This is a genomic window from Spongiibacter sp. C9W (genome assembly GCF_057370015.1).
The window spans coordinates 592,196-618,349 of sequence record NZ_CM170672.1 but is presented as its reverse complement, the minus strand read 5'-3'; the positions used below and the strand labels follow the sequence as shown (position 1 = coordinate 618,349).

Annotated in this window: 24 protein-coding genes; 22 read left to right on the top strand and 2 right to left on the bottom strand. The window is 55.7% G+C overall.

Features of this window, described 5'->3' with window-relative positions; genetic code table 11:
- Window position 1: 1 nt before the first annotated feature.
- Window positions 2-3,439, bottom strand: coding sequence for a transcription-repair coupling factor (gene mfd / locus AC2Q8J_RS02945; RefSeq protein WP_486452055.1), 3,438 nt, complete (start codon window positions 3,437-3,439; stop codon window positions 2-4).
- A 202-nt stretch (window positions 3,440-3,641) separates the two neighbouring features.
- Between mfd and AC2Q8J_RS02940 the strand changes: the two genes are divergently transcribed.
- From AC2Q8J_RS02940 to AC2Q8J_RS02885, 12 genes are all read left to right on the top strand, one after another.
- Entirely contained in the window at window positions 3,642-5,108 is a 1,467-nt protein-coding gene (locus tag AC2Q8J_RS02940; protein ID WP_027872597.1) for a glyceraldehyde-3-phosphate dehydrogenase, read from the top strand.
- 224 nt (window positions 5,109-5,332) lie between these two features.
- Window positions 5,333-6,673 carry a Na(+)-translocating NADH-quinone reductase subunit A gene (locus tag AC2Q8J_RS02935; protein WP_286694157.1) on the top strand — a complete coding sequence of 447 codons (1,341 nt, stop codon included), beginning with the start codon at window positions 5,333-5,335 and terminating at the stop codon, window positions 6,671-6,673.
- Between the two features lie 3 nt (window positions 6,674-6,676).
- The gene (locus tag AC2Q8J_RS02930) at window positions 6,677-7,873 is read left to right on the top strand and encodes an NADH:ubiquinone reductase (Na(+)-transporting) subunit B (protein ID WP_486452054.1); all 1,197 of its coding nucleotides are present in this window, start codon (window positions 6,677-6,679) and stop codon (window positions 7,871-7,873) included.
- Complete coding sequence (locus AC2Q8J_RS02925) at window positions 7,866-8,633, top strand: Na(+)-translocating NADH-quinone reductase subunit C (RefSeq protein WP_286694159.1); 768 nt, start codon at window positions 7,866-7,868, stop codon at window positions 8,631-8,633. The genes AC2Q8J_RS02930 and AC2Q8J_RS02925 overlap by 8 nt, the downstream gene beginning before the upstream one ends.
- A 3-nt stretch (window positions 8,634-8,636) precedes the next feature.
- Window positions 8,637-9,302, top strand: a complete 666-nt coding sequence (locus AC2Q8J_RS02920) for an NADH:ubiquinone reductase (Na(+)-transporting) subunit D (RefSeq protein WP_027872593.1) — start codon at window positions 8,637-8,639, stop codon at window positions 9,300-9,302.
- A complete protein-coding gene (gene nqrE, locus AC2Q8J_RS02915; RefSeq protein ID WP_027872592.1) occupies window positions 9,302-9,910 on the top strand; it encodes an NADH:ubiquinone reductase (Na(+)-transporting) subunit E in 609 nt (202 codons plus the stop codon). Before AC2Q8J_RS02920 ends, nqrE begins: the two co-directional genes overlap by 1 nt.
- Before the next feature lie 27 nt (window positions 9,911-9,937).
- A complete protein-coding gene (gene nqrF, locus AC2Q8J_RS02910; protein ID WP_286694160.1) occupies window positions 9,938-11,161 on the top strand; it encodes an NADH:ubiquinone reductase (Na(+)-transporting) subunit F in 1,224 nt (407 codons plus the stop codon).
- 13 nt (window positions 11,162-11,174) lie between these two features.
- Complete coding sequence (locus tag AC2Q8J_RS02905; RefSeq protein ID WP_486452053.1) at window positions 11,175-12,173, top strand: FAD:protein FMN transferase; 999 nt, start codon at window positions 11,175-11,177, stop codon at window positions 12,171-12,173.
- 3 nt (window positions 12,174-12,176) lie between these two features.
- Window positions 12,177-12,416, top strand: a complete 240-nt coding sequence (gene nqrM, locus AC2Q8J_RS02900) for a (Na+)-NQR maturation NqrM (RefSeq protein ID WP_027872589.1) — start codon at window positions 12,177-12,179, stop codon at window positions 12,414-12,416.
- A gap of 99 nt (window positions 12,417-12,515) precedes the next feature.
- Entirely contained in the window at window positions 12,516-13,763 is a 1,248-nt protein-coding gene (locus AC2Q8J_RS02895; RefSeq protein ID WP_486452052.1) for a lipoprotein-releasing ABC transporter permease subunit, read from the top strand.
- 9 nt (window positions 13,764-13,772) lie between these two features.
- A complete protein-coding gene (gene lolD, locus AC2Q8J_RS02890; RefSeq protein ID WP_204995487.1) occupies window positions 13,773-14,471 on the top strand; it encodes a lipoprotein-releasing ABC transporter ATP-binding protein LolD in 699 nt (232 codons plus the stop codon).
- Between the two features lie 2 nt (window positions 14,472-14,473).
- Window positions 14,474-15,682: a lipoprotein-releasing ABC transporter permease subunit gene (locus AC2Q8J_RS02885; RefSeq protein WP_286840145.1), complete on the top strand. Its 1,209-nt coding sequence runs from the start codon at window positions 14,474-14,476 to the stop codon at window positions 15,680-15,682.
- Window positions 15,683-15,688: 6 nt separating this feature from the next.
- Here AC2Q8J_RS02885 and AC2Q8J_RS02880 read toward each other — a convergent pair whose 3' ends face one another.
- On the bottom strand, window positions 15,689-16,219 hold the full coding sequence (locus tag AC2Q8J_RS02880) for a DUF2062 domain-containing protein (protein ID WP_486452051.1): 531 nt from the start codon (window positions 16,217-16,219) through the stop codon (window positions 15,689-15,691).
- A 93-nt stretch (window positions 16,220-16,312) separates the two neighbouring features.
- On the opposite strand from AC2Q8J_RS02880, the gene AC2Q8J_RS02875 reads away from it, so the two are divergent.
- From AC2Q8J_RS02875 to AC2Q8J_RS02830, 10 genes are all read left to right on the top strand, one after another.
- Window positions 16,313-18,634, top strand: coding sequence for a DNA internalization-related competence protein ComEC/Rec2 (locus AC2Q8J_RS02875; RefSeq protein ID WP_486452050.1), 2,322 nt, complete (start codon window positions 16,313-16,315; stop codon window positions 18,632-18,634).
- A gap of 60 nt (window positions 18,635-18,694) precedes the next feature.
- Window positions 18,695-19,336, top strand: a complete 642-nt coding sequence (locus AC2Q8J_RS02870) for a MotA/TolQ/ExbB proton channel family protein (RefSeq protein WP_486452049.1) — start codon at window positions 18,695-18,697, stop codon at window positions 19,334-19,336.
- On the top strand, window positions 19,333-19,758 hold the full coding sequence (locus AC2Q8J_RS02865; protein ID WP_286840123.1) for an ExbD/TolR family protein: 426 nt from the start codon (window positions 19,333-19,335) through the stop codon (window positions 19,756-19,758). The genes AC2Q8J_RS02870 and AC2Q8J_RS02865 overlap by 4 nt, the downstream gene beginning before the upstream one ends.
- Window positions 19,759-19,771: 13 nt before the next feature.
- Window positions 19,772-21,583 (top strand): lipid A export permease/ATP-binding protein MsbA, encoded by a 1,812-nt coding sequence (msbA, locus tag AC2Q8J_RS02860; protein ID WP_372877442.1) that lies wholly within the window; start codon window positions 19,772-19,774, stop codon window positions 21,581-21,583.
- Window positions 21,573-22,565 (top strand): tetraacyldisaccharide 4'-kinase, encoded by a 993-nt coding sequence (lpxK, locus tag AC2Q8J_RS02855; protein ID WP_486452048.1) that lies wholly within the window; start codon window positions 21,573-21,575, stop codon window positions 22,563-22,565. The genes msbA and lpxK overlap by 11 nt, the downstream gene beginning before the upstream one ends.
- A 15-nt stretch (window positions 22,566-22,580) precedes the next feature.
- The gene (gene kdsB, locus AC2Q8J_RS02850; protein ID WP_286840117.1) at window positions 22,581-23,348 is read left to right on the top strand and encodes a 3-deoxy-manno-octulosonate cytidylyltransferase; all 768 of its coding nucleotides are present in this window, start codon (window positions 22,581-22,583) and stop codon (window positions 23,346-23,348) included.
- Window positions 23,311-23,811, top strand: coding sequence for a low molecular weight protein-tyrosine-phosphatase (locus tag AC2Q8J_RS02845; RefSeq protein ID WP_486452047.1), 501 nt, complete (start codon window positions 23,311-23,313; stop codon window positions 23,809-23,811). The genes kdsB and AC2Q8J_RS02845 overlap by 38 nt, the downstream gene beginning before the upstream one ends.
- The gene (murB, locus tag AC2Q8J_RS02840) at window positions 23,811-24,833 is read left to right on the top strand and encodes a UDP-N-acetylmuramate dehydrogenase (RefSeq protein WP_486452046.1); all 1,023 of its coding nucleotides are present in this window, start codon (window positions 23,811-23,813) and stop codon (window positions 24,831-24,833) included. Before AC2Q8J_RS02845 ends, murB begins: the two co-directional genes overlap by 1 nt.
- Before the next feature lie 2 nt (window positions 24,834-24,835).
- Window positions 24,836-25,432, top strand: a complete 597-nt coding sequence (locus AC2Q8J_RS02835; protein ID WP_486452045.1) for an alpha-ketoglutarate-dependent dioxygenase AlkB family protein — start codon at window positions 24,836-24,838, stop codon at window positions 25,430-25,432.
- Between the two features lie 64 nt (window positions 25,433-25,496).
- Window positions 25,497-26,150: a response regulator gene (locus tag AC2Q8J_RS02830; protein WP_286694174.1), complete on the top strand. Its 654-nt coding sequence runs from the start codon at window positions 25,497-25,499 to the stop codon at window positions 26,148-26,150.
- Window positions 26,151-26,154 lie beyond the last annotated feature (4 nt).

Sequence of the window (26,154 nt, the reverse complement as noted above, 5' to 3'; positions counted from 1 at the left end):
TTTACTTTGTACTGGGTGTCAGTGCTGCTAGCAAGTCGTCAACGGCACTAATACGCTGTTCGGGGCTTTCCACCTCTTCTTTGAAGCGCATAGCGTTAGCGCCATCAAGTTGGTAGCGCAGAGCATTTTTCTGCACCAATTGAACAATAGCCATTGGATCCACCTGCGTGTCTTCGGCAAATTCCAGGCGACCCCCTCCCGCTGATGCCTCGATTTTGCGTATACCCAGCGCTTCTGCTTTCAGGCGGAGCTGGGCACAGCGGAACAGGTTTTTACAGGCCTCGGGGAGCAGGCCAAAGCGGTCGATCATTTCCACCTGTAGCTCGCGCAGCGCGTTGTCGCTAGTGGCGCTGGCAATGCGCTTGTAGAGCATTAAGCGTTCTTGCACATCGGGCAAATAATCGTCCGGGATCAGCGCAGGAATACGCAGGTTTACCTCAGTGTGGTCAGCTTGGCTGTCTTCGAGGTTCACTGCTTTCCCTGCTTGAATGGCTTTTACGGCGCGGTCGAGCATTTCCATATAAAGGCTAAAGCCAATGGAGTGTATTTGGCCGCTCTGGCCTTCGCCGAGCAACTCGCCGGCGCCGCGTATCTCCATGTCGTGCGTCGCAAGGGTAAAGCCAGCGCCGAGGTCGTCGGCCTCGCTAATGGCGGTCAGGCGCTTCTCGGCGTCGCGGCTGAGCTGCTTGGCCGGAGGCGTTAGCAGATAGGCATAGGCCTGGTGGTGGGAGCGTCCGACCCGACCTCGCAGTTGGTGGAGTTGCGCCAGTCCGAATTTATCGGCGCGTTCAATGATTATCGTGTTGGCATTCGGGACATCGATACCTGTTTCAATAATGGTCGAGCACAGCAGGACATTGTGGCGCTTGTGGTAGAAGTCGCTCATTACTTGTTCAAGCTCGCGCTCGCGCATTTGTCCATGACCAATACCGACACGTATTTCCGGTAGCATCGCCTCGAGTTCGCGCGCGGCTTTTTCAATGGTTTTGACTTCATTGTGCAGGTAATAAACCTGACCGCCACGCAGAATCTCTCGCAGTATCGCCTCTTTGATCAGCGCGTCGTCACGCTCGCGAACAAAGGTTTTTACCGATAAACGCCGCGCTGGTGGGGTGGCAATGATTGATAAATCGCGAATGCCCGACATCGACAAATTCAATGTTCGAGGGATCGGTGTGGCGGTCAGCGTCAGCACGTCGACTTCGGCGCGCAAATTTTTGAGGGCCTCTTTTTGACGAACACCGAAGCGGTGCTCTTCATCAATGATGACCAGGCCGAGATTGGCATAGCGAATATCACTGCTGAGAAGCTTGTGGGTGCCGATAAGAATATCGATCTTGCCGGCTTGCAGGTCGCTGATTACTTGCTTTTGCTCGGCTGCTGAACGAAAGCGCGACAGCACTTCAATTTTGACCGGCCAGTCTGCAAAGCGATCGCGGAAGGACTCGTAGTGCTGCTGGGCAAGCAGGGTGGTGGGCACCAGGATCGCGACCTGGGTGTTGTTTTCCACGGCAACAAATGCGGCGCGAACCGCGACCTCGGTTTTGCCAAAGCCGACATCGCCACATACCAGTCGGTCCATCGGTTGCTCGGAGCGCAAGTCGCTCAGTACCGCATCGATCGCCAGCTGTTGATCTGGCGTTTCTTCGAAGGGGAAGTCATCCGCAAATTGCTGATAGTCGCCGCTCAATGAAAAGGCGCGGCCCTGTCGCGCCTCGCGCCGGGCATAAATATCGAGCAGCTCTGCTGCAACGTCGCGAATTTTTTCAGCGGCTTTGCGTTTGCTGCGACTCCACTGGTCGCTGCCAAGTTTGTGTAAAGGAGCCAGTTCCTCGTCGGCACCGCTGTAGCGACTTATCAGTTGCAGTGATGACACTGGCACGTACAGCTTGGCATTGTCGGCGTATTCCAGAGTCAGGAATTCATTGCTTTGCCCGTCTACGTCAATGCTGTGTAGGCCGAGGTAGCGGCCCACCCCGTGATCGGCGTGGACAACGGGTGCGCCGATGCGCAGCTCTGCAAGGTTGCGGACTACCGCTTCGGCATTGTTGCTGGTGTTTTTGCGCCGCCGTCGACTCTGTGCGACCCGGCGACCAAACAACTGCGGCTCGGCGACAACCGCGAAAGCCGTCGGCGCGCTGAACGCGAAACTCTCCTGTAGGGCGGCGGTAGTGATCGCCAAATCGCAGTCGGCGCTTTCAAAGGCCTGCCAGCTGTCGATCAGGGTGGGGCGCAGATGGTGGCGCTGTAGCAGCTCTACGAGTGCCTCGCGCCGCCCCGCCGATTCTGCACACAGTAATATCCGCCGGTTTTCGCTGAATGCGCGCAGCGCCGCCACGGGGTCGCCGGCGCGGCTGTCGATGTCGAGGACGGGTAGGGATTCAGCGGCCAGGTTGTGTTCAGGGTTGCTGACGCCGTCTCGGCCCAGGCGCAGACGGGGGTAGTGTTTGATGCTGGCAAACAGGTCTGGCACCGGCAGGAATAGCTCCGCGGGGCTTAACACGGGGCGCTGGGTGTCGCCGTTGCGCTGCTCGTAGCGTTGGTGAATGTCCTGCCAGTAGTGGTCCGCGGCGGCTTCTATGCCGTCGCAGCGCAGCAGCGTGACATTGTCCGGTAAATAGTCGAACAGGGTGCCGCAGCGTTCAAAAAATAACGGTAAGTAGTACTCAACGCCCGCCGGGGCAATACCGCTACTCACATCCTGATAAACCGGGCATTTGCGGTGGTCGACGTTGAAGCGCTCGTGCCAGCGCCGGCGAAATCCGGCAATGCCGTCGTCATCCAGCGGGAATTCCCGCCCCGGGAGCAGGTCGATTGCCTCAACCTGTTCCAGGCTGCGCTGCGTTTCCGGGTCGAAGCTGCGCAGGCTATCGATATCTTCATCGAGAAAGTCCAGGCGGTAGGGCAGGTCGCTACCCATGGGGAAAATATCCAACACGGCGCCGCGCAGCGCGTATTCGCCGTGCTGAAAGACGGTAGTGACGTTGTTATAACCGCCATTTTCTAATTCCAGCCGGAAGGCATTTAAGTCGACGGCTTGACCACGCTTCAGCGACAGGCTGTGGCTGCCCAGGTATTCCGGTGGGGCGATGCGTTGCATGAGCGACGTGATTGGCACCACAACGACGCCGCGGGTCATCTGACGAATTTCAGTCAGGCAGCGCAGCCGCTCGGAAATAATATCCTCGTGCGGGGAGAAGGTGTCGTAGGGCAGAGTTTCCCAGTCGGGGAGCAGCTTGACGGGCAAGCCAGCGGCGAAAAAATGCAGCTCTTGTTCAAGGCGGTAAGCACTTGCGGTATCCGGGGTGATCAACAGCAGGGGCTGCTCAATACGCGAAGCGAGTTCTGCGGTGACAAATGCCTGGCTGGCGGGGGTAACACTACCGAGATCAAGGCTTTGACGGTGGCTAAGAGAGAGCGTATCGGGAAGTTGTATCACTGTGCTTATATTCGTCGGTGGACAGGGGCGGGCATTGTACCGCGTCGGCGCTTGCAGTCATAACCCCGACGATCACGGCAAATTTGCCAGGATTAGTACCGACATTGGTAGCAGTTGACAGTTGTGGAGGTTGATCTGGATGGCGTGAATAAAGATAATACGCGCTCCTGAATTTTCCCCCCGACAGCAAAGGGTATCTGCCGTGACTGAGAGAAGACGAGAGCGTCCTGATGATTACTTCGCCGACTGGAAAGAGCGCGAAGCATTAGCCGAGGGAATGATCCCTCTGATTGGTAAGCTCTACCGCAGCAATAACGTCAAAACCTATATCTACGGAAAGAATCTGGTCAACCTCTCGGTTCTGGATATTATGCAGGCGCATCGCTTTGTTCGTCAGGTTGAACAAAACGAGTTGTCTGAATTTGAAACCTTCCCCGTTATTCAAGCACTTGCTGGTTTGGATTTGGGCACGGCGCACATTGATGCCGGCCGTATTGCTGTTGCCTATGAAGAGCAAGGCAAGCCAGCAGGGCAGAGTGTCGACGAATTCGTTCGCAGCCAGGTTGCCGACCTGATCGGTGGCGTCAAAGAGCCTGCGCGCCCACCTCGCGATGTCGTTCTCTACGGTTTTGGTCGCATCGGTCGCCTGATGGCCCGTCTCTTGGTAGAGAAAGCGGGCGGCGGTGACAACCTGCGTCTGCGCGCGGTTGTTGTTCGCCAGGGCGGTGCTGAAAACGATCTGGTTAAGCGTGCCTCATTGTTGCGCCGCGATTCGGTGCACGGCCCCTTTAATGGCACCATCCGCGTTGATGAAGAGCGTCAATCTTTCGTGGCCAATGGCGTAGAAGTCAAAGTCATTTACGCCAACTCTCCTGAAGAAGTGGATTACACCCAATACGGTATTAACGATGCAATTCTGGTCGATAACACCGGTAAATGGCGTGACCCCGAAGGCTTGGCGACACACCTGGCGCGCCCCGGCATCGCCAAAGTGATCTTAACGGCGCCTGGCAAAGGCGATATGAAGAATATCGTTGCCGGCGTTAACAATGCAGAAATTCTCGACAGCGACACCATTATTTCTGCTGCCAGCTGTACAACCAATGCTATCGCGCCACCACTTAAAGTGCTGGATGACCGCTTTGGTATTGAAAATGGTCACGTTGAGACGGTTCACTCTTACACCAATGACCAGAACTTGATCGACAACTATCACAAGGGTGATCGTCGCGGCCGCAGCGCACCGCTGAACATGGTTATCTCTGAAACGGGCGCAGCGAAAGCTGTTGGTAAAGTGTTGCCGCAAATGCTCGGCAAGCTGACCGGTAACGCGATTCGTGTGCCAACCCCGAATGTGTCGCTGGCTATTTTGAAGCTGAACCTTAAAACGGAAACGACTGCCGATGAGTTGAACGAGTATATGCGCAAAGTGGCGCTGCACTCGCCGCTGCGTAAGCAGATCGACTACTCAAACTCACCCGAAGTGGTATCCAGTGATTTTGTCGGCTCTCGCCACGCCTGTATTTTTGACAGCGAAGCCACCATCGTGAACGGCAAGAGCGCGATTTTGTACTGCTGGTACGACAACGAGTTTGGCTACAGCTGCCAGGTGCACCGTATTTTGGAACAAATGGCAGGGGTTTCCTACGCGGTATATCCAGCCGAGTAAGCAACGATACGGCCAGCAGCGCACTTAGCGACGCTGGCCGTTTTGCATAGCGGTTCTGGCCGGTATCGCCAGTTTCGTCGTGACAGGCTATGCCGTGAGTCTATATACTTGCGGCAATTTTTTGAGCTGGGTGACCGTGCTCACCCCGCCTCCCGGGCCAGCATCTGCTCGGAATCGCAGAATTTTTATTTTCGCGTTTAACCATAAGAGTGTCAGAGAGCCTTATGATCAAAATCTCCAGGGGCCTGGATTTGCCCATATCCGGCGCACCCGAGCAGCGTATTGAGCCAGGACCCAAGGTCCGCTCGGTGGCTGTACTCGGGTTCGACTATGTTGGTATGAAGCCAACAATGGCGGTGAAAGTAGGGGACCGTGTAAAAACGGGCCAACTTCTTTTTACCGACAAAAAAACTGAAGGTGTACGTTATACCGCGCCGGCTACCGGTGTGGTGTCGGCCATCAACCGCGGCGAAAAGCGTGTGCTGCAGTCGGTCGTTATCGATGTTGAAGATGACGACTACGAAGCGTTCGCCAGCTATTCTGCCGAGCAGCTAAGCGGGCTGAGCAGAGACCAGGTTGCTGAAAACTTACAGCAGTCAGGGCTTTGGACAGCACTGCGCACGCGGCCATTCAGTAAGGTGCCTGCGTTAGATGCCTCGCCAGCTGCGATTTTTGTTACGGCAATCGATACTCAGCCACTGTCTGGTGATCCACAATTAGTGATCGCAGAAGCAGAGCAGGACTTTGCTAACGGCCTTGAAGTGCTGAGCAAGCTCACCACTGGCAAAGTTCATCTTTGTGTCGCCGCCGGTAGCCAAGCGCCGAGCATCAATAACAGTCAGGTGCAGGTCAGCGAATTTGCCGGTGCGCATCCGGCAGGTTTGGTGGGCACGCATATGCACTTCCTGGAAGGCGCTAGCCTCAGCAAGCAGCTGTGGCACGTTGGTTATCAGGATGTGATTGCCTTCGGACGCTTGTTTACCACGGGTAAATTGCAAGCGGATCGCGTCGTCGCACTGGGCGGCCCGCAAGTTGAACAACCGCGACTGCTCAGAACACGTCTGGGTGCGAGCTTGGAAGAGCTTTGTGCCGGTCAATTGAAAGCGGGCGAAAACCGATTGATTTCTGGTTCCGTACTCGGTGGTAGAACCGCACGCGGCGCAATGGCGTATCTCGGCCGCTACCACAATCAGGTAAGTGTCCTTCTTGAAGGCGTGCAGCGCGATTTCATGGGTTGGCTATCGCCCGGTGCAAACAAGCACTCGACCCTGCGTATTTACCTCAGCCAATTCCTGAAGAAGCGTCTGCCATACACCACCAATACCAATGGTAGCGAGCGCGCTATGGTGCCGGTCGGTGCTTACGAGCGGGTTATGCCCCTAGATATTTTGCCTACCCAGTTGTTGCGTGCCCTCATCGTAGGGGACACACAGATGGCGCAAGATTTGGGCTGCCTCGAACTGGACGAAGAAGATTTGGCGCTGTGTACCTACGTTTGCCCTGGCAAATATGAATACGGCCCGATTCTCCGTGACAATCTCAGCCGTATTGAGAAGGAGGGTTAAATCATGGGTCTGCGAACTATTCTCGACGATCTGGAACCGCATTTTGAAAAAGGTGGCCGTTTTGAAAAGTGGTATGCCCTGTACGAGGCAGTCGATACCATTTTCTACTCACCCGGTTCGGTTACGAAAACCACCGCCCACGTGCGCGACGGTGTCGACCTGAAGCGCATTATGATCACCGTGTGGTTCTGTGCCTTTCCAGCCATGTTCTACGGTATGTGGAATATTGGTTTTCAGGCCAACACCATTATGGCCGATATGGGCCTGGCGGCCGGTGAAGGCTGGCGTCATGCCATGATCGGCATGTTTGCCGGTTATAACCCGGCAAGTGTCTGGGACAACTTTTGGCACGGCTTTTGGTACTTCATTCCCGTATACGCAGTGACCTTTGTGGTCGGCGGATTCTGGGAAGTGTTGTTTGCCATGAAGCGCGGCCATGAGGTCAATGAAGGCTTCTTTGTCACCTCTATTTTGTTTGCGTTGATTTGTCCTCCCTCCATCCCCCTGTGGCAGGTTGCCCTGGGTATCAGCTTCGGTGTGGTTGTTGGTAAGGAAGTATTCGGTGGTACCGGTAAAAACTTCCTTAACCCAGCGCTGACCGGTCGTGCCTTTTTGTTCTTCGCCTATCCTGCACAGCTTTCTGGCGATGCAGTGTGGACGGCGGTAGACGGTTACACCGGCGCGACGGCATTGTCGGTTGTGGCCAGCGACGGTATGGCGGCACTGCAGGACAAACTGACATGGTTCGATGCGTTCAGCGGTAACATGCACGGCTCCATGGGTGAGGTATCCACTATCGCGATCCTTATTGGCGGCGCTGTTCTGCTTTGGACGGGGATCGCTTCCTGGCGCATTGTACTGGGTGTATTCAGCGGCATGGTGGCGCTGTCGTTGCTGTTTAACGGTATCGAAAGTGATAACCCCATGATGGCTATGCCCTGGTATTGGCACTTCGTTTTGGGTGGTTTCGCCTTCGGTATGATCTTCATGGCCACCGACCCGGTTTCCTCAGCCATGACCAATACCGGCAAGTTCATTTTTGGTTTGCTGATCGGTTGTATGGTTGTCCTGATCCGCGTCGTTAACCCCGCCTTCCCAGAAGGTATGATGTTGGCAATTCTTTTCGCCAACCTGTTCGCACCACTGATTGACCATTTCGTGGTTCAAGCAAACATCAAACGGAGGTTGGCACGTGGCTAATAACGACAGTATTCAAAAAACACTGCTGGTCGCGGTAACACTCTGTATCGTCTGTGCATTGTTTGTTTCCTCGGCGGCAGTCATGCTGAAACCGGCTCAAGTTGCCAACAAAGCGGAAGACCGCAAGGCAAATATCCTCGCTGCTGCGGGCATGCTTGACCCTGAGAAAAGCATCGATGAGCAATTCGAGCGTGTGACTACGCGCATTGTTGACCTCAACACAGGCAAATTTACCGACCAATTTGATGTTGCAAGCTTCGAGCAAAGCAGCGTCGCTAAAGATCCGCAAACTTCAGTGGATCTGGGCGGTGACGACATTGCCAAGATAAAGCGCCGCGAAAATTACGCGACGGTCTATCTTGTTGAGAGCAATGGCGAGCTGGACAAGATCATTCTTCCGGTGCGCGGCGCTGGGTTGTGGTCAACACTTCACGGCTTTTTAGCATTGGAAAACGACCTCAATACCGTTGCCGGCTTGGGCTTCTTCGAGCACGGTGAAACACCGGGGCTTGGCGGCGAGGTTGATAACCCGAACTGGAAAGCGCTGTGGCCGGGTAAAAAGGTCTACGACGAAGGTGATGCAAAAATTCAGTTGATCAAGGGCAGTGTCGATGCCAACACGGCAGAAGCAGAGCACAAGGTTGACGGTTTGAGTGGAGCAACTTTGACCAGTCGCGGTGTAACCAATCTACTGCAATTCTGGATGGGCGAGAATGGCTACAAGCCTTTCTTGAGCAACCTGCAGTCAGGGGAGGCCTAAGTAATGGCAACGATGAAAGAGGCATTGACCTCACCCATATTTAAAAACAACCCAATAGCGCTGCAGATCCTCGGTATTTGTAGTGCCTTGGCGGTAACCTCAAGCATGAAGGTTACCCTGGTAATGTGTATTTCTGTGATTTTCGTTACGGCGTTTTCCAACCTCGCTGTATCGATGATTCGCAACCACATCCCTGGCGCTATCCGTATCATCGTACAGATGGTTATTATTGCCTCGTTGGTTATCGTGGTTGACCAGGTACTCAAGGCCTACGCCTATGCCATCAGTAAGCAGCTGTCGGTATTCGTTGGTTTGATCATCACCAACTGTATCGTTATGGGGCGCGCTGAAGGCTTCGCAATGAAGAATCCACCGCTGGCGAGCTTTATCGATGGTATCGGTAACGGCTTGGGCTATAGCGTGGTGTTGTTCAGTGTGGCGTTCGTGCGTGAGCTGCTCGGTTCCGGAAGCCTGTTTGGTATCGAGATTCTCGCTACAATTAACAACGGCGGCTGGTATGTACCTAATGGCTTGCTGCTGCTGCCTCCCAGTGCATTCTTCTTGATCGGTTTCTTCATCTGGATCCTGCGTAGTGCAGACAAAGAGCAGGTAGAAGAGGAAGAATTTAAAATCACTAAGAATACACGCAGCGTTAAGGAGGCCTTCTGATGGAACACTATCTCAGCCTGTTCGTCAGGTCGGTGTTTATCGAGAATATGGCTCTGGCCTTCTTTCTTGGTATGTGTACCTTCTTGGCAATTTCAAAAAAAATCCAGGCCGCCATTGGCCTTGGTATTGCGGTAATTGTTGTACTGACACTTACCGTGCCGGTTAACAACCTGATTTATACCTATTTGTTGCGCGACGGCGCGCTGGCGTGGGCCGGCTTCCCGGATGTGGATCTCAGCTTCCTGGGCTTGTTGAGCTACATCGGTGTTATCGCGGCTATCGTGCAAATCATGGAGATGTTCCTGGACAAGTTCGTCCCGGCACTCTATAGCGCCCTGGGTGTATTCTTGCCGCTGATCACGGTGAACTGCGCAATCATGGGTGGTTCACTGTTCATGGTAGAGCGTGATTACAACTTCACTGAGTCGGTAGTTTACGGCGCCGGTGCGGGAACCGGTTGGGCGTTGGCGATTACTGCTTTGGCGGGTATCCGCGAAAAGCTCAAGTACAGCGATGTTCCCGAAGGCCTCCGCGGTCTTGGCATCACCTTTATTACTGTCGGCTTGATGTCGTTGGGCTTTATGTCCTTCGGCGGCATCGATCTGTAACCGAGAAGAAGAACTGGAGGCGTTTTAATGAATACAGTGGTTATTCTCGGTGTAACGATGTTTACCGCGATCGTGTTGTCGCTGGTAGCCGTTATCCTGTTTGCTCGCGCGCGCTTGGTGAGCAGCGGTAATGTGACCATCGAGATAAATGGTGAAAAAACAATCAGCGTACCCGCTGGCGATAAGCTATTGGGTACGCTTTCGAATCAGGGCATCTTTTTGGCATCTGCCTGTGGTGGCGGCGGTAGCTGCGCGCAGTGTAAGTGCATTGTAAAAGATGGTGGCGGCTCCATGCTTGCTACTGAAGAGGCACACTTCAGCCCCCGTGAAGCTCGCGAAGGTTGGCGTTTGTCCTGTCAGACGCCCGTCAAGCAGGACATGGTTATTGAAGTGCCTGAAGATGTCTTTGGCGTTAAGCAGTGGGAATGTACTGTTGAGTCTAACCCCAACGTGGCTACCTTCATCAAAGAGCTGACGCTCAAGCTGCCCGAAGGTGAGAACGTAGACTTCCGCGCCGGTGGTTACGTGCAGTTAGAGTGTCCGCCTCACCACGTGAAATACTCTGACTTTGATATCCCCGAAGAGTATCGCGGCGATTGGGAGCGTTTTGGCTTCTTCAATGTTGAGTCAAAAGTTGACGAGACCGTTGTGCGCGCTTACTCAATGGCCAACTATCCCGAAGAGAAGGGCATTGTTAAGTTCAATATTCGTGCAGCAACACCGCCGCCGAATAATCTTTCGTTGCCAGCTGGCCAGATGTCTTCCTGGGTATTCAGCCTGAAACCCGGTGACAAAGTTAAGGTGTACGGCCCCTTCGGTGAGTTCTTTGCTAAGGAAACTGAGGCAGAGATGGTATTCATCGGTGGTGGTGCGGGTATGGCGCCAATGCGTTCGCACATCTTTGACCAGCTCAAGCGTTTGAATTCCAAGCGTAAGATCTCTTTCTGGTACGGCGCTCGCTCATTGCGCGAGGCGTTCTACATGGACGAGTACGACAAGCTGGCGGAAGAAAACGACAACTTCGAGTGGCACTTGGCACTGTCTGACCCGCAGCCTGAAGACAATTGGGAAGGTTTGACGGGCTTCATTCACACTGTTTTGTACGAAAACTATCTGAAGGACCACGAGGCACCTGAAGATTGTGAGTTTTACATGTGTGGACCCCCGATGATGAACGCGGCAGTGATTAAAATGCTCGAGGATTTGGGCGTAGAACCGGAGAATATTCTTCTTGATGACTTCGGTGGTTAAGCGATCTCTGTCCGTGGAAAAAGCAGCCTTAGTGCTGCTTTTTCTGTTTTTAAGTGCCTGTAGTCCGGCGCCAGAGGAAATTATCCAGTTCAGTGGCGAGACGATGGGCACCACCTACCACGTCACGCTGCGAAACCCCGGTGATTTGCGCGCAGAGCGCTTGAAGCAACAGCTCGACTATCAGCTCACGCACTTTAACCAAATTGCGTCGGCCTATATTGAAGACTCTGAGCTAAATCAGCTAAACCGCGCGCCCATCGGTGAGTGGCAACAGCTGAGTGAGCCGCTATATGCGATTCTAACCATGGCATTGGAGGTGAGCTGGCTTAGCGGCGGGGCATTCGATATTACCGTGGCGCCGCTGGTGGACCTTTGGGGGTTCGGGCCGGTGAAGCGCGAGGGCCGTCCGAGTGATGATGCCCTGGCCGACGTGATGGATAGGGTGGGTTATACCCGCCTGCAGCTCGATATGCTTGAGCCAAAGCTGATGAAGTCTGCGGCATTGAGCATGGATCTTTCAGCCATTGCCAAGGGCTATGGCGTCGACGCTGCCGCGATTTGGCTGACGTCGCTGGGTGTGAAAGACTACCTCGTTGAAATCGGCGGCGAAATGCGTGTAGCGGGGAAGAGCCCGCGCGGCGATGCTTGGCGCATCGGTGTTGAGAATCCGGCCGGCGGTGGCCCTCAGTTGGCGATAGCGCTGGGCGATATTGCGGTGGCGACCTCCGGTGACTACCGCAACTATTTCGAGCAGGATGGTGTGCGCTATTCTCATACTATTGACCCGCGCACTGGCAGGCCCATCACTCACACGCTGGCGTCGGTGACGGTGCTTGATCCATCGTGCGCCTTCGCTGACGCGATGGCGACCGCGCTGTCCGTAATGGGTACCGAGCGTGCGCTGGCGCTTGCTGAAGCTCAGGATTTACCTGTGTATATTATTGAGAAAGGGGAAGAGGGCTTTGTCAGTCGTTACAGCTCGGCCTTTGCTCCCTATCTACCGAAGGAGTAAGTGATGGCGACTATTTTTGCAGCAGTACTGGTGATGTTGCTGATCGTGGCGGCGATGTCAGTCGGCGTTATCTTTGGACGCAAGCCGATAGCGGGCTCTTGCGGAGGTGTGGGTGCAGCGTTGGCTGATCCGGATTATGTCTGTGACCTCTGCGGGAACGACCCGAATAAGTGTAAAGAAGAGTCCGAGAAAGCGGCCATGCAGGCTGACAGCAAGCAATTTTATGACGCTAGCCGCGACTAGCGGTTCCTGTGCGCCGCACACAGCGGCGCAATAACTGCGGTTTCTTGTCCCGACAATGCTAGTATAGAGGCCCAACCGTTCACGGCCCCCAGCAACACTATGCCAGCTTCACTCCCATTCTTTATTGGTCTTCGCTACTTTCGCAAGGGTGCGGGTGATGACCGTTTTCTATCCTTGATGTCGTGGTTTTCACTATTGGGTATGATGCTCGGTGTTGTCTCACTGATCGTCGTGACCGCCGTCATGAATGGCTTTGAAGCCGAGCTACAGAAACGGGTGTTGTCAGTGTTACCCCATGCGTATGTGGAGGGGCCGAATCAACGCCTGGATGATTGGTCTGCACAGCGACAAGCGATAGCCTCGGCGCCAGGGCTAAAAGCCTCAGCACCCTACGTCGGTGGCAAGGCGATGCTGTCGGCGGCAGGCAGAATACAGGGCGTTGCGATGTACGGCATCGACCCCGAATTAGAGCGATCAGTGTCATCGGTCGCCGAAAAAATGATCGCCGGCCGCTACTTGAGCGAAACGCCGGGTCACTACGAAGTGGTAGTCGGCGATATCCTTGCGCGGCAGTTGGATTTGATGCCCGGCGACACGCTGCGGGTGATTTTGCCGAAGGTCACCGTCACGCCCTTTGGTTTATTTCCCCGGGAGCGGGTTTTCACCGTTGTTGGAATGTTTTCAGCGGGCGCGCAGCTTGATGCCAGCACCGCGTTTATTCATCTTCAGGACGCGCAAAAACTCTATCAACTGGGCACTGATGTGCAGGGCTTGCGCCTGCAGTTTAGCGACCTTCTCCAGTCGGCAAAGTGGTCTGCCGATCTACTGCCCTTGCTCCCTAAAGGCAGCACAGTGGTGGACTGGAGTATCAGCCAGGGCAGCCTGTTTCAAGCCGTTAAGATGGAAAAGCTGATGGTGCGGCTGCTGTTGATGTTTATCGTCATCATCGCCGCCTTCAATATTATTTCCATTCTAAGTATGGCCGTTTCCTCTCGGCGCGGCGCCATTGCGGTGTTGCGTACCATGGGTGCATCGCCTGGCAGTATCACCGGGGTATTCATTGTCTACGGGGTCGCAACCGGGCTGTGCGGTGTGTTGTTGGGCTTGCTGATTGGCGTGCCGCTGGCAGTGAATATTGGTGACGTCGTCGCGTGGTTAGAGTCCGTGACAGGTCTGTATGTGTTTGATCCGCAGGTGTACTTTATCAGCCGAATACCGTCGCTGCTGAGGGTGACGGATATTGTGTGGATTTGCGGTTTTGGTCTCGCACTAAGTGTATTGGCCACATTGTATCCCGCGCGCCAGGCGGCCAAAGTCCAGCCGGCAGAAGCATTGCGCTACGAGTAAATGAAAAATATGGAACAACTAAGCACCGCGAAACCGGTTTTACACTGCCAAGCCCTCTGCAAGCGTTATCGTCAGGGCGACGGCGAGCTCACCATTCTCGATAACATCGAGCTGGTGGTGAAGAAGGGGGAAATGCTGGCGATAGTCGGGCCCTCAGGGGCTGGTAAAACCACCTTGTTGCATATGCTGGGAGGCTTAGACTTGCCCAGTAGTGGTCGGGTGCTGATTAACGACCGTGATATCGCCGCTCTTAATGACCGTGACCGCAGTCGTCTGCGCAATGCCGAGCTGGGCTTTGTCTACCAATTTCACCACCTGCTGGCAGAATTCAGCGCGGTCGAAAACGCCGCAATGCCGCTGCTTGTTGCCGGTAGAAAGCGGCGTGAGGCAATGGCAGAGGCCGCGAGCTTGCTGGAGCGCGTTGGCTTGGGCAGTCGGCTCAGCCATCGTCCCGCTCAGCTTTCCGGTGGCGAGCGGCAGCGCGTGGCCATTGCCCGGGCGCTGGTCAATCGCCCGGCTTGTGTGTTGCTTGATGAACCAACCGGGAATTTGGACGGTGATACCGCTGAGTCTGTGCACGCGCTGCTGGCTGAACTTAACCGCGAGTCTGCAACGAGTTTTTTAATTGTTACCCACGACCTACAACTGGCGCAGCGCATGGACAGGATTCTGGAATTGCGGGCTGGCCAATTGACCCAGAAGGTATAGCAGTGGCCGGTATCTCCAGATTTATTGGTTTGCGCTATAGCACCGGCGGTGATGGCAGTCAGCTGATGTCATTTCTATCGCGGTTGTCCATGGCGGGGTTGATATTGGGCATTGCCATGCTGATTACCGTGTTGTCGGTAATGAACGGTTTTGACCGGGAGATGCGTCAGCGTATTCTCGCCCTTGTGCCGCACATAAGTATGGTGCCCTGGAATGGCGGCGACGCCGATTGGCAGTCATTTCGCAGCAGTGTTCTTGCACATTCTGAGGTTCGCGCTGTGGCGCCCTTTGTGCAGGGCAATGCGCTGTTAGTGAAGTCCAGTCAGGCCGAGCCTGTGCAGTTCTTCGGGGTCGACCTTGCGCAGGAAGCGACGGTGTCGCAGATGACACAGTTCGCTGATTTCAGCGCATTTCAGGAGCAGAGCGTCGTGCTTGGTAAGGGGCTTGCAACGCGCCTGGGACTGGCGGCGGGAGACTCGTTGAGCTTGGCAATTCCCCAGCCGGAGAAGGGGGGAGTGCGGTTTTATCGCTTTACGCTTGCGGCGATTTTCAGCAGTGGCACGGAGCTTGACCAACAGCTGGTGTTGATGCCGCTGGCTACGGCCCAGTCATTATTGTCGAATCAGTCGTTGTCGTTGCGGGTTGCCCTGCACGACGTGTTTGCAGCGCCGAAAGTGGCCTGGGAGTTGTCAACAGTGCATGGTCGACACTACCGGTTGCGTGATTGGAGTCAGCAATTTGGCAATATGTATCACGCGATACAAATGTCGAAAAAGTTAGTGGTGATAATGATGTTGGCCGTAGTGGCCGTTGCGGTATTCAACATTGTTTCAACACTGGTGCTTGTGGTGAATGACAAGCGCTCGGATATTGCCATTTTGCGCAGCCAGGGCGCCACACAGAGCGACATTCTGAAAACCTTTATGGTGTACGGCGCGATCATTGGCGGTATTGGCACGCTCATCGGCGCCATACTGGGCGTGCTCTTCTCGCTGGTGATTGGTGATCTTGTGGCTGGCCTGGAGCAGGTGTCCGGGGCGCAGCTGTTGCGCTCGGATGTTTATCCAATTAGTTATCTGCCGACTGATATTCGCGCCAGCGACGTCGCGATTGTTAGTGCGGCGGCGTATTTTATGAGTGTTTTTGCCAGTTTGTATCCCGCATGGCGAGCATCGCGGCTCGCGCCCGCGCATACCCTGCGGCAGCAGTAACAGGGGTCAGTTAGGTGTTTTTGCTCTGCGCTGCTGTTGACGTTTACGCCAGCGGCGCACAACGTGCACGCGCCACAGTATGTGGATACTCACCGCACCGACCAGGCCGCAGAATAGCCCGGTCAGCAAGCAGCCAAGCAAGAATGGCCGCCACAACAAAATCAGTTCATCCTGAATCCACTGCCAAGACAGCTCAAAGGCGAAGTCCTTGGCAGGCACATCAAGCAGGGCAGCACCCACTTTGTAGCTAAAATAGAAGAAGGCCGGCATGGTAACGGGGTTGGTGATCCATACCAGCATTACCGATAGCGGCAGATTTGCCCGCACCAAAATAGCCAGCAGTGCCGCAAGGAGCATTTGTGTGGGAATGGGCACAAAGGCAGTGAACAGACCAATAAAAAACGCAAAGGTCACTGAGCGGCGATTTAAATGCCACAGATTGGGTTCGTGAAGAAGACTGCCGAACACGCGCACTGAGGGGTGTTCACGCATGCGCTCGGGAGCCGGAAGCCATCGCTTGAAGAATTTACGAGCCATTGGCCCCACTTTACGTAAAATGAATGCACATGACAGCCGCTAGCACAGTGCCATGCGGCGGTATTATGCATGTAAGTCGAGAGCGAGACCAGTATGTTGTCATGGATGACATTTGCTGCAGCCGGGCTGGCAGTGCCTCCTTTTCTGCCAGAGGTCATCGACTGGCGCCTGCTCGTCGGCGCTGCGATTGCTGCTGGCCTGATGGTAAAACGGCAGTGGCGCAGCGCAGCGGTAGCGTTTTTCCTCGCTTGCGGCTACAGCGCCCATTATTGCGAGCAGCGTTTCGCTCAGCTTCCCCCGGCAGGAGACATGCCGACAAAGGCGGTTTTCGACGCCCTTATCCTCGGCCCAATTGAGGAACAGAGTGGCTATGGGCGGGTTTACTATCGCTTTGATATTCAGTTGGCCGCCGGGCAGTGTGCCGACGGCTACTGCCCCGCCGGGCGCGCCCGATACCGTGTGAACTATTACGGCGCCCGTCCCCCTCAAGCTGGCACCTGGGCGAGGTTGACGCTGCGCTTGCGACCGCCAACGGGTGCCCGGTCAGTGGGTGCGTTTGACTACGGCCAGTGGCTGATTGCCAACGGCTACGCCGGGCGCGGTTATGCTAAAGCCATTATGCCAATCGCAGGGGCTGAACACGCAGCCAGTATTGGTGTTCGCTATCAGCAACTACGTAATCGCTTGTTGAGTCAGCAGCGCGAGGCGCTCGTTGGCCTGTCGCGGCAGGGTATTATGCGGGCGCTGCTCTACGCGGATCGGCGCGATGTCAGCGACGAGGATTGGGCGCTGCTTTCCCGAACCGGCACCAGTCACCTGATGGCCATATCAGGTATGCATATTGGCATTGTTATGGCTTGGGGCTTTGTTCTGGCTCGCCTGCTTGGCGCCGTATTGACCCGAGGCGGGCAGGGCAGTGTATGGCTGGGGCCGGCTCTTGGGTTTGCTCTGGCCAGCGCTTATGCCGCAATGGCCGGGTTTACGCTGCCCACTCAGCGGGCATTAATCATGGCCGCCGTGCTATGTGTCGGACTGCTACTACAGCGGCGTATATCGCCGTGGCAGGGCCTTCAGATTGCGCTGGTATTGGTGCTAATGCGCGACCCACTGGCATTGCACAGCGCTGGGTTTTATCTGTCATTTGTTGCTGTGGGCGTATTGCTGATGCTGACAATGGGCGTGCAGTCGGGCCAGGCCGCGTGGCGCAAACTGCCGCTTCTTCAAGCTCAACTGTTGTTCGTATTATTACCGGTGCTGGCGATTTGGGGGTTTGGCTCTGGCGTCGCGGCATTGCCGGCAAATTTAGTGGCAATTCCGGCGCTCGCGCTGGTCATTATGCCGGTGCTCTTTATCGCGTTATTGGCGGCTTGGCTAGGCTTGCCCGATTTTGGCCTATTTTCTGCCGCGAATTCGCTGCTCAAGTGGCTGTTTAATTATCTTGAGCTGCTGTCACAGCTGCCATATTGGCAGCCCGCGCTTAGCGTTTTATCGATCCTGTGCCTACTGTTGGCTGCGGGTTTACTGTTGTTGCCCCGCGGCGTATTGGGTCGCCCTTTGGCGGTGATGTTTGCGGGGCTAGCTTTGTTACAAACACCACCATCGCCGCCACCCGGCCATGTATGGGTGAGTGTGTTAGATGTGGGTCAGGGCTTGTCGGTGTTGGTTCAACAAGGGCGGCGTGCATTGATCTACGACACCGGGCCGAGCTTCTCGGCGCGCTACAACAGTGTTGATGCGGTGCTACTTCCGCTGCTCCGTCGCCGCGGCATTCACCGGGTCGACCGCTTAGTTCTCAGCCACGGAGATCGCGATCACGCCGGCGCGGCCGACAGGCTGGTGAGCGCGGTGCCGGTGAAGCAGGTACTGTCCGGCGAACCCGAGCGACACCGCGAATTGGCGGCGAAGAACTGTCATCTCGCGTCACCCTGGCTTTGGGACGGTGTGGAATACCGTTTTCTACGCTATTCACCCTCTCGTGACAGCAAGAGCAATAACCGCAGCTGCGTTCTGCTTATTCGCGCTGGCGATCATCGGGTACTGCTGACCGGCGATATTGAACGGGGTATTGAAGCAAAATTGGCGCGAAATTGGCCCCCAGAGATAGCGCTGGACATGCTCCTGGCGGCGCATCACGGTAGTAAAAGCTCCTCGTCTGATGTATTTCTCCGCGCTACTCAGGCCGAGCACGTTGTCTTTGCGGCCTCGCGGTTTAATACCTACGGACACCCTGCCAAAGACGTTACCGAGCGTTTTCAAAGGCTGGGAAGCCGCTGTTGGCAAACAGGCATCCACGGTAGTGTGCATTTCGAGATGACAAGCGAGGGCATGCAACTTTTGCGATATGACGGGAAAAAGCGCTACTTCTGGCAGATTACTCCCAAAGATGTGTGCGCCGTGCCGTATTCAGGGCCGTGATGACTTTTTCATTGGCAGCATCGCTGTATAATGCAGCGACAAAAATAAAGAGGCTGTGCTGTGCTGGAACTCGTCAAAGCTGGTGGCTGGCTAATGCTACCAATCATCCTTTCTTCCATTCTCGCCCTGGCAATTTGTGTAGAACGTTTTTTAGCGCTGAACCCCGACAAGGTCGCCCCGCGCAATTTGCTCAATCAGGTGTGGGGCTGGATGCAAAACAAGCAGCTGGACAATGACAAACTTCGCCAGCTGCGCAAGGGCTCGCCACTTGGCGAAATCATTGCCGCCGGGCTTGGCAACGCCAAACACGGCCGCGATATTATGAAGGAGAGCATCGAAGACGCGGCCTCCCATGTTATTCACGAGCTGGAACGCTACCTCAATGCCCTGGGAACAATTGCTGCTGTTACCCCGCTACTGGGCTTGCTGGGAACCGTGGTCGGCATGATCCGGGTATTCAGCGAGATCATGGTGCAGGGGACCGGAAATGCGGGGGTACTGGCTGGAGGTATTTCCGAGGCACTGATCACCACCGCCTCCGGACTGAGTGTAGCCATTCCCGCGCTGATTATGCACCGGTATTTCTTGCGCCGTATTGATGCCATCGTTGTGACGATGGAGCAAGATACCATCAAACTCATTAATGCCGTCCACGGCGATGTGCAAATGAAAGAAAATAGCCACTCGGGGCGCTCGGCGTGAAGTTTCGCCGGCAGCGTATCGATGACGGCGGCGTAAACCTGACGCCGCTGATCGACGTGGTATTTCTCCTGTTGATTTTCTTTATGGTGTCTACAACCTTTACTAAGGAAAGTCGTCTACAGCTGGAGTTGCCCACGGCCGAGGGTGAGTCGCTTAGCGATGACACCGACCTGATCGAAATTATCATCAACGCGCAGGGCCGTTTTCAAGTCAATGAACAATCACTGGGTGATGGTGGTCTAGAGGCATTGCTTAAGGCTCTGCAGAATGCCTCGGGCGGTGATACGATGCGCCCGGTCACTATCACCGCTGACGCCAACAGCCCCCATCAAGCAGTTGTTACGGCGATGGATGCGGCGGGCCGCCTGGGCTTTGTTAAGCTTAGAATTACCACACAGGAAGCTGATGCCAGCCCAAACTAGGGTGGCTTATATTATGAGTAAAAAACCTTCAGATTTAGCTATTTATGGCCGGCTTTTAAAGTACGTTATCCCATTTTGGCCACTGTTTTTGCTCAGTGTTCTGGGCTTCTCATTCTATTCGGGTGTGCAGGTTTTACTCGCCGATATGATGCAGCTGATCGTCGATTACATTGGCGGAAATGTTAAGCCGGGCGAGGGCGGGGTAACGGCTAAGATGATGTGGGCGCTGGGCGGTGATGACTTCCACCTGGGCTCGGCGCGTACCTGGATCGTGGTGGCGCTGGTGGCACTGGGTGTTGGTCGCGGGCTGGGCTTTTTCGCGGGTAACTATTTTATTGCCGGTATCTCACACCGCTTGGTGCACGTGTTGCGGGTAGAGCTCTATCAAAAAATGCAGTTCATCCCCAGTAGCTATTTCGATCGCAACTCCACCGGCGCACTGATCTCAAAAATTACCTTTAATGTCGAGCAAGTGACGGGTGCTGCGGTCAACGCCCTGAAGGTGGTACTGCGCGAAGGCACCTTTGCGATTGGCTTGATGGCCTACCTCCTGTATATGAATTGGCAGCTGACCCTGGTTTTTTTACTTGCCTTGCCAATGATCGGCGTGACCGTGTGGTGGGTGGGCAAGCGCTTTCGCAAGATCAGCCGCAAGATCCAGAACGCAATGGGCGAGGTGAACCAAGTCACCAACGACAGTATTAATGCCTATCGTGAAATTCGCCTGTATGGCGGCAGCGCCCAGGAAGCAAAGCGATTTCAGGCGGCGAGCGAAAAAAACCGCAATCAGAATATAAAAATGGCGTTCTACAACGCCATTAGTCCAACAGTCATTCAATTTCCGGTGGTGTTGGCGACGGGCCTGTTGATCTGGATTGCTCTGGGGCTTACCGGCCAAATGACACCCGGTTCTTTTGTGGCCTACCTTTCCGCGGCGCTCTTTTTGCCCAAACCCATTCGCCAACTGGCGGAAGTGAGCAGCGTGATTCAGAAGGGCCTCGCGGCCGCCGAGAGTATTTTTGAATTTCTCGATGCTGAACAGGAAAAAGACGAGGGCCGCATAGAGTGTGAGCGTGTGCGCGGCGAGATAGACATCCGCCACCTCAATTTTCGCTACGGCCCGGAGCTGCCGAATGTGCTCACTGATATTAATTTGCATGTGGAGCCCGGTACTTCGCTAGCCTTGGTGGGTCTTTCTGGCTCGGGCAAGTCCACCTTGGTCAGTTTGCTGTCGCGTTTTTACCAACACAGTGAAGGTGAGCTGTTGCTCGACGGCGTTGATATTCGCGATTACACCCTGGATAACCTGCGCCACAATATCGCCTTGGTTACCCAGCAAGTGACGCTGTTCAATGACACGGTGTACAACAATATTGCTTATGGCAGCATGGCATCGGCCAGTCGTGAGGAGGTGCTTCGCGCGGTTGAGGCGGCCCACGCCAGCGACTTTATTAACAGTTTGCCTGAGGGAATCGATACCGTCATTGGTGAGGACGGCGTCATGCTATCCGGCGGTCAGCGTCAGCGTTTGGCCATTGCCCGGGCATTTTTGAAAAATGCGCCGCTGCTGATACTCGACGAGGCAACGTCGGCGCTCGATAACCAAGCGGAATCTCATATTCAAAAAGCGATGGAAGAGGTCATGAAAGGCCGCACAACCATCGTGATTGCCCACCGACTCAGTACTATTGAGAGTGCCGACCAAATCGTGGTGATGGAGGAGGGGCGCATTCTGGAGCGGGGCAGCCACGCTGACTTGTTGGCCTTGGGGCAACGCTACGCTCAGTTGTATAACCGCAATTTTGAGGAAGATAGTGAAGCTTGAGCAATCGCTGAATGCGCGTTGGTACGGGCGGCCGGGAGTGCTGTATGCATTTTGGCCTCTGGAGTGCCTGTTTCGCGCATTGGCCGCATTGCGACGGCGCAATACCCGCCCACAGCGCTGTTCGGCGCCGGTTATTGTGGTCGGCAATATCGCTGTGGGTGGCAGTGGTAAAACCCCCGCTGTTTTAGCGATCGCCCAGCATCTCCAGGAGCAGGGCTGGCACCCCGGAATCGTTAGCCGCGGTTATGGTGGTAAAGCTGCGCAGTATCCCTTATTCGTCACCAATGCCACATTGCCCTCGGAAGCGGGCGATGAACCCTGCCTGATGGCGCGGCGCAGCGGCCTGCCGGTTGCGGTAGCGCCAGACAGGGTTGCCGCTGCAAATTTGTTAGTGGACGAGCACGCTTGCAACGTCATTATCAGCGACGATGGTCTGCAGCATTATCGCCTCTACAGAGATGTTGAAATTCTGCTTGTTGACGCAGCGCGCGGCTTTGGCAATGGCCACTGCCTGCCGCTTGGGCCGTTGCGGGAGCCGCCGCGACGCAGTGAAGAGGTGGATCTGGTCATCAGCAACGGCCGTGTTGAAAGCGATGTTCTGGCGGCGTTATCCGCCTATGAAATGCGCCTGAAGGGCGACACCTTGATCAATGTTCACTCGGGCGAGCGACGCACGGCAGCAGACTGGCCCGAGAATGCCCGTCGGGTGAATGCTATTGCGGGTATTGGCCACCCACCACGCTTTTTTGCCGCATTGACTGCGCTGGGCTTTGACTGTCGGGGGCATGCTTTTCCCGACCACTACGAATATCGACCCGAAGACCTACAGCAGGACTCATCATTGCCACTGGTGATGACGGAGAAAGATGCGGTTAAATGCGCACAGATCAGTCCGGCGGATAGCTGGATGCTTCCTGTTGATGCCGTGTTGCCCGACACGTTTTTTGAATCGCTTGATCAGTTACTCGACCGAGTTGCCTAAACGCCAGAGGTTTCCATGTCTTACACCGTTATTATTCCAGCCCGCTACGCTTCGAGCCGTCTGCCGGGGAAACCGCTGATGGACATCGCGGGCATGCCGATGATTCAGCATGTATGGCTGCGCGCCTCGCAGAGCGGCGCCGAACGAGTGGTGATTGCAACCGAAGATGAACGCGTGGCCCGCCGCTGTGAAGCGTTTGGGGCGCAAGTTTGCATGACCAGTGCTGAGCACGAGAGTGGCACTGACCGCTTGCAAGAGGTGGTTGCCAAATTGGGGCTTGCCGATGACGATATCGTGGTCAATGTCCAAGGTGACGAGCCCCTGCTGCCCGCGCCGGCAATAGAGCAAGTGGCGCAAAACCTCGCGGCCAATACTCAGGCCGGCATTGCAACACTGAAAGAGCCGATTGACGATGCCGCGACGGTCTTCAATCCCAATGCGGTAAAAGTGGTGAGCGATCGTCAGGGTTTAGCACTGTACTTTAGCCGCGCCCCGATCCCGTATTGCCGGGACCAATGGTCCGATGGCCAGGGGGTGTTGCCTGAGGGCGTTGAATACTGGCGGCATATTGGTATCTACGCCTACCGCGTCGGCTTTCTGCACCAGTTTGTTAGCTGGCCCGCGGGCGAGCTGGAGAGTTGTGAGCGCCTGGAACAGCTTCGGGCTATGGAGAACGGCGTGCGCATACATGTGGCGCAGAGCTGTGTCGATATTCCCGGCGGTGTAGACACCGAAGAAGACCTCAATGCGGTGCGCGCCATTTTGGAGTCAGGCCGTGGTTAAGCGGGTGTTATTTGTCTGCCTGGGAAACATATGCCGCTCGCCGACGGCGCACGGCGTATTTTTGCACAAGGTGATTGATGCCGGTTTGCAGGCGCAGATCGAGATCGACTCGGCGGGCACCGCGGCTTGGCATACCGGCAAGTCGCCAGATGAGCGCAGCCAAGCCTTCGCCGCGCGGCGCGGCTACGATTTATCAGCCCTGCGTGCCCGGAAGGTATGTGAAGCCGACTTTTATCGCTTTGACTATATATTGGCGATGGACCGCGCCAATATGGATTCCTTGGCAGAGATCGCCCCGAATGATGCCAGCGCAACAGTCTCCTTATTACTGAACTTTGGCAGCAGCACGATTGAAGAGGTTCCCGACCCATACTACGGCGGCGATGATGGCTTTAACGCCGTGTTAGATCTTGTCGAGGACGCATCAGAGGGGCTGTTGCAGGCTCTGCAGCGAGAACGTTAATGTTGGAAATCGCCAAAAACGTCTCACTGCTCAATCACAATACCCTTGGCGTAACGGCGCAGGCATACGCCTACAGCGCGATCGACAGCGACGGCGACTTGCGCGACGCCCTGCAGTACGCCGAGCAGCACAGCCTGCCAAGCCTCGTACTGGGCGGCGGTAGCAATATAGTATTGAGTGATGACTACCCCGGTTTAGTGATACACATGCGCCAGCGCGGTATCAGCGCAAGTCCCATTGAGGGCGGCGTGGCGCTGCGGGTTGCCGCGGGCGAAAACTGGGATGCCTTGCTGCGGTATTGTCTGGATCAAGGGTGGTATGGGCTCGAAAACCTGATAGCCATTCCCGGGTCCGTGGGGGCCGCACCGGTGCAAAATATAGGCGCATACGGGGTGGAGCTGTCTCATTGCCTGGCCTGGGTAGAGGGCTGGGATCGGCGGCTCGGCGAGCGCCGGCGCCTGTCGGCAGAGCAGTGCCAGCTGGCCTATCGGGACAGTATTTTTAAGGGCGCGTTGCGCGATCAATTCATCATTACTGAGGTTGGGCTGCATCTGCGCCATCGCGCCCACGCCAATACCGATTATCCTGCGCTGCGGCAATTCCTTGTCGAGCACGGCGAATCACCCGAGAAGGTTCACCCTCGCGTTGTTGCGCAAGCCGTTGCGGCGATACGTGCCGCTAAGCTTCCCGATGTGCACGCTGAGCCGAATGCCGGCAGTTTTTTCAAAAACCCGCTGGTCAGTGCTGATGTCGCCAAGCAATTACTTATCGACTTTCCGGAGATGGCGCACTGGCCGATGCCCGATGGGCAGGTGAAGCTGGCCGCTGCGTGGTTAGTGGACCAGTGCGGCTGGAAAGGGCGCCGTCTTGGCCCGGTCGGCGTGCACCCCAAGCAGGCCATTGTTCTGGTGAATTACCAGCAGGGCAGGGGCGAGGATATTCTTGCCCTCGCCGATGCCATCATTGACGATGTCGCCCGGCGTTTTGGTGTGCAGTTGGCCATCGAACCGCGGGTTTACTGACGATGGCGACCGGTGAACGCGAGATACAACTTCCCGGCGGTGCGCTAATTTATCAGGCGGATTTTGTACCGGCGCCGGATCAGTTGTTTCAGCAGTTGCGTGACCACGTTATGTGGCAGCAGCCGATGCTGCAGGTTTTCGGGCGTTGGTCTCCAACGCCGCGCCTGGTGAGCTTTGTCGGCGACGATGGGCTGAGCTATCGCTACAGCGGTCAGCAGCACGATAGGATGCCGTGGCCAGACGCCCTGTTACCGCTAAAAGCCGCGCTGGCTGATAAATACGGTTTGTTATTCAACTGTGCACTTTTAAATTACTACCGTGACGGCAAGGACTGCATGGGCTGGCACAGTGATAATGAGCGCGAGCTGGGGCCATCGCCGGCCATCGCCTCAATCAGTGTGGGGGAGTGCCGGGATTTTCGGCTTCGGCCCTCGCCCAAGGGGTGTGCCGCGGGCCATCTGCCTGTGAGCATCGCCCTGGAGAACGGGTCGCTGCTGCTGATGCTGCCGCCGACCCAATCCCACTGGCAACATAGCCTCCCTAAGCGTGCAAAACGCGGTCCACGCATAAATATCACGTTTCGTCAGCTGATTCGCTGAGCTCACTGTAGCCTGAATATATCCCTAAATGGTATCGTTTGCGTCTTACACAGGGAGTAACACTATGATCACAGTGCTGGTTGCAGATGACCACGCCATGGTGCGGACGGGCATAGCAAGGATGCTAGACGACGCAGACGATATCAGTGTCATTGCGGAGGCGGCAAATGGCGAGGAGGCCATTCAACGCTGCCGCGAACTTCGGCCTGATATTGTACTGATGGATATACGAATGCCGGGTATGGGCGGCCTTGAAGCCACCCGAAAACTTCAGCAGGTTGCGCCGGATACCCGGATTATTGCGGTTAGCGCCTGCGAACAGGAGCCGATGCCCAGCCGCTTATTGAAAGCCGGCGCCTGGGCCTACCTGACGAAGGGCGGCGACGACAGTGGGCAAGAGGTACTGACTGCCGTGCGTCAGGTGGCCAGCGGCAAGCGCTATTTAAGCCCCAGTATTGCCCAGGCCCTGGCGCTCAGGGGCTATGACGAGCAATCGGCGTCGCCCTTTGACAGCCTGTCTGAGCGAGAAATTCAGATCAGTATCATGATAGGCAATGGCTTACGCGTGCAGGATATTGCCGATACCCTGCATATTCAGGCGAAAACCGTGAACAGCTATCGCTATCGCATCTTTGAGAAGCTCGATGTCAATGGCGACGTGGCACTGACGCTGCTGGCCATTCGCCACGGCCTCATTGAGGCTCCGAGCAGTAGTTGATAGG

Coding starts and splice junctions, on each gene's coding strand:
- AC2Q8J_RS02895 (WP_486452052.1), top strand. CDS start 12,516: ATGCCAGCTTCACTCCCATTCTTTATTGGTCTTCGCTACTTTCGCAAG.
- nqrF (WP_286694160.1), top strand. CDS start 9,938: ATGAATACAGTGGTTATTCTCGGTGTAACGATGTTTACCGCGATCGTG.
- AC2Q8J_RS02880 (WP_486452051.1), bottom strand. CDS start 16,219: ATGGCTCGTAAATTCTTCAAGCGATGGCTTCCGGCTCCCGAGCGCATG.
- AC2Q8J_RS02930 (WP_486452054.1), top strand. CDS start 6,677: ATGGGTCTGCGAACTATTCTCGACGATCTGGAACCGCATTTTGAAAAA.
- AC2Q8J_RS02935 (WP_286694157.1), top strand. CDS start 5,333: ATGATCAAAATCTCCAGGGGCCTGGATTTGCCCATATCCGGCGCACCC.
- AC2Q8J_RS02845 (WP_486452047.1), top strand. CDS start 23,311: ATGCGGTGCGCGCCATTTTGGAGTCAGGCCGTGGTTAAGCGGGTGTTA.
- nqrE (WP_027872592.1), top strand. CDS start 9,302: ATGGAACACTATCTCAGCCTGTTCGTCAGGTCGGTGTTTATCGAGAAT.
- lolD (WP_204995487.1), top strand. CDS start 13,773: ATGGAACAACTAAGCACCGCGAAACCGGTTTTACACTGCCAAGCCCTC.
- AC2Q8J_RS02875 (WP_486452050.1), top strand. CDS start 16,313: ATGTTGTCATGGATGACATTTGCTGCAGCCGGGCTGGCAGTGCCTCCT.
- nqrM (WP_027872589.1), top strand. CDS start 12,177: ATGGCGACTATTTTTGCAGCAGTACTGGTGATGTTGCTGATCGTGGCG.
- msbA (WP_372877442.1), top strand. CDS start 19,772: ATGAGTAAAAAACCTTCAGATTTAGCTATTTATGGCCGGCTTTTAAAG.
- AC2Q8J_RS02830 (WP_286694174.1), top strand. CDS start 25,497: ATGATCACAGTGCTGGTTGCAGATGACCACGCCATGGTGCGGACGGGC.
- AC2Q8J_RS02920 (WP_027872593.1), top strand. CDS start 8,637: ATGGCAACGATGAAAGAGGCATTGACCTCACCCATATTTAAAAACAAC.
- AC2Q8J_RS02835 (WP_486452045.1), top strand. CDS start 24,836: ATGGCGACCGGTGAACGCGAGATACAACTTCCCGGCGGTGCGCTAATT.
- murB (WP_486452046.1), top strand. CDS start 23,811: ATGTTGGAAATCGCCAAAAACGTCTCACTGCTCAATCACAATACCCTT.
- kdsB (WP_286840117.1), top strand. CDS start 22,581: ATGTCTTACACCGTTATTATTCCAGCCCGCTACGCTTCGAGCCGTCTG.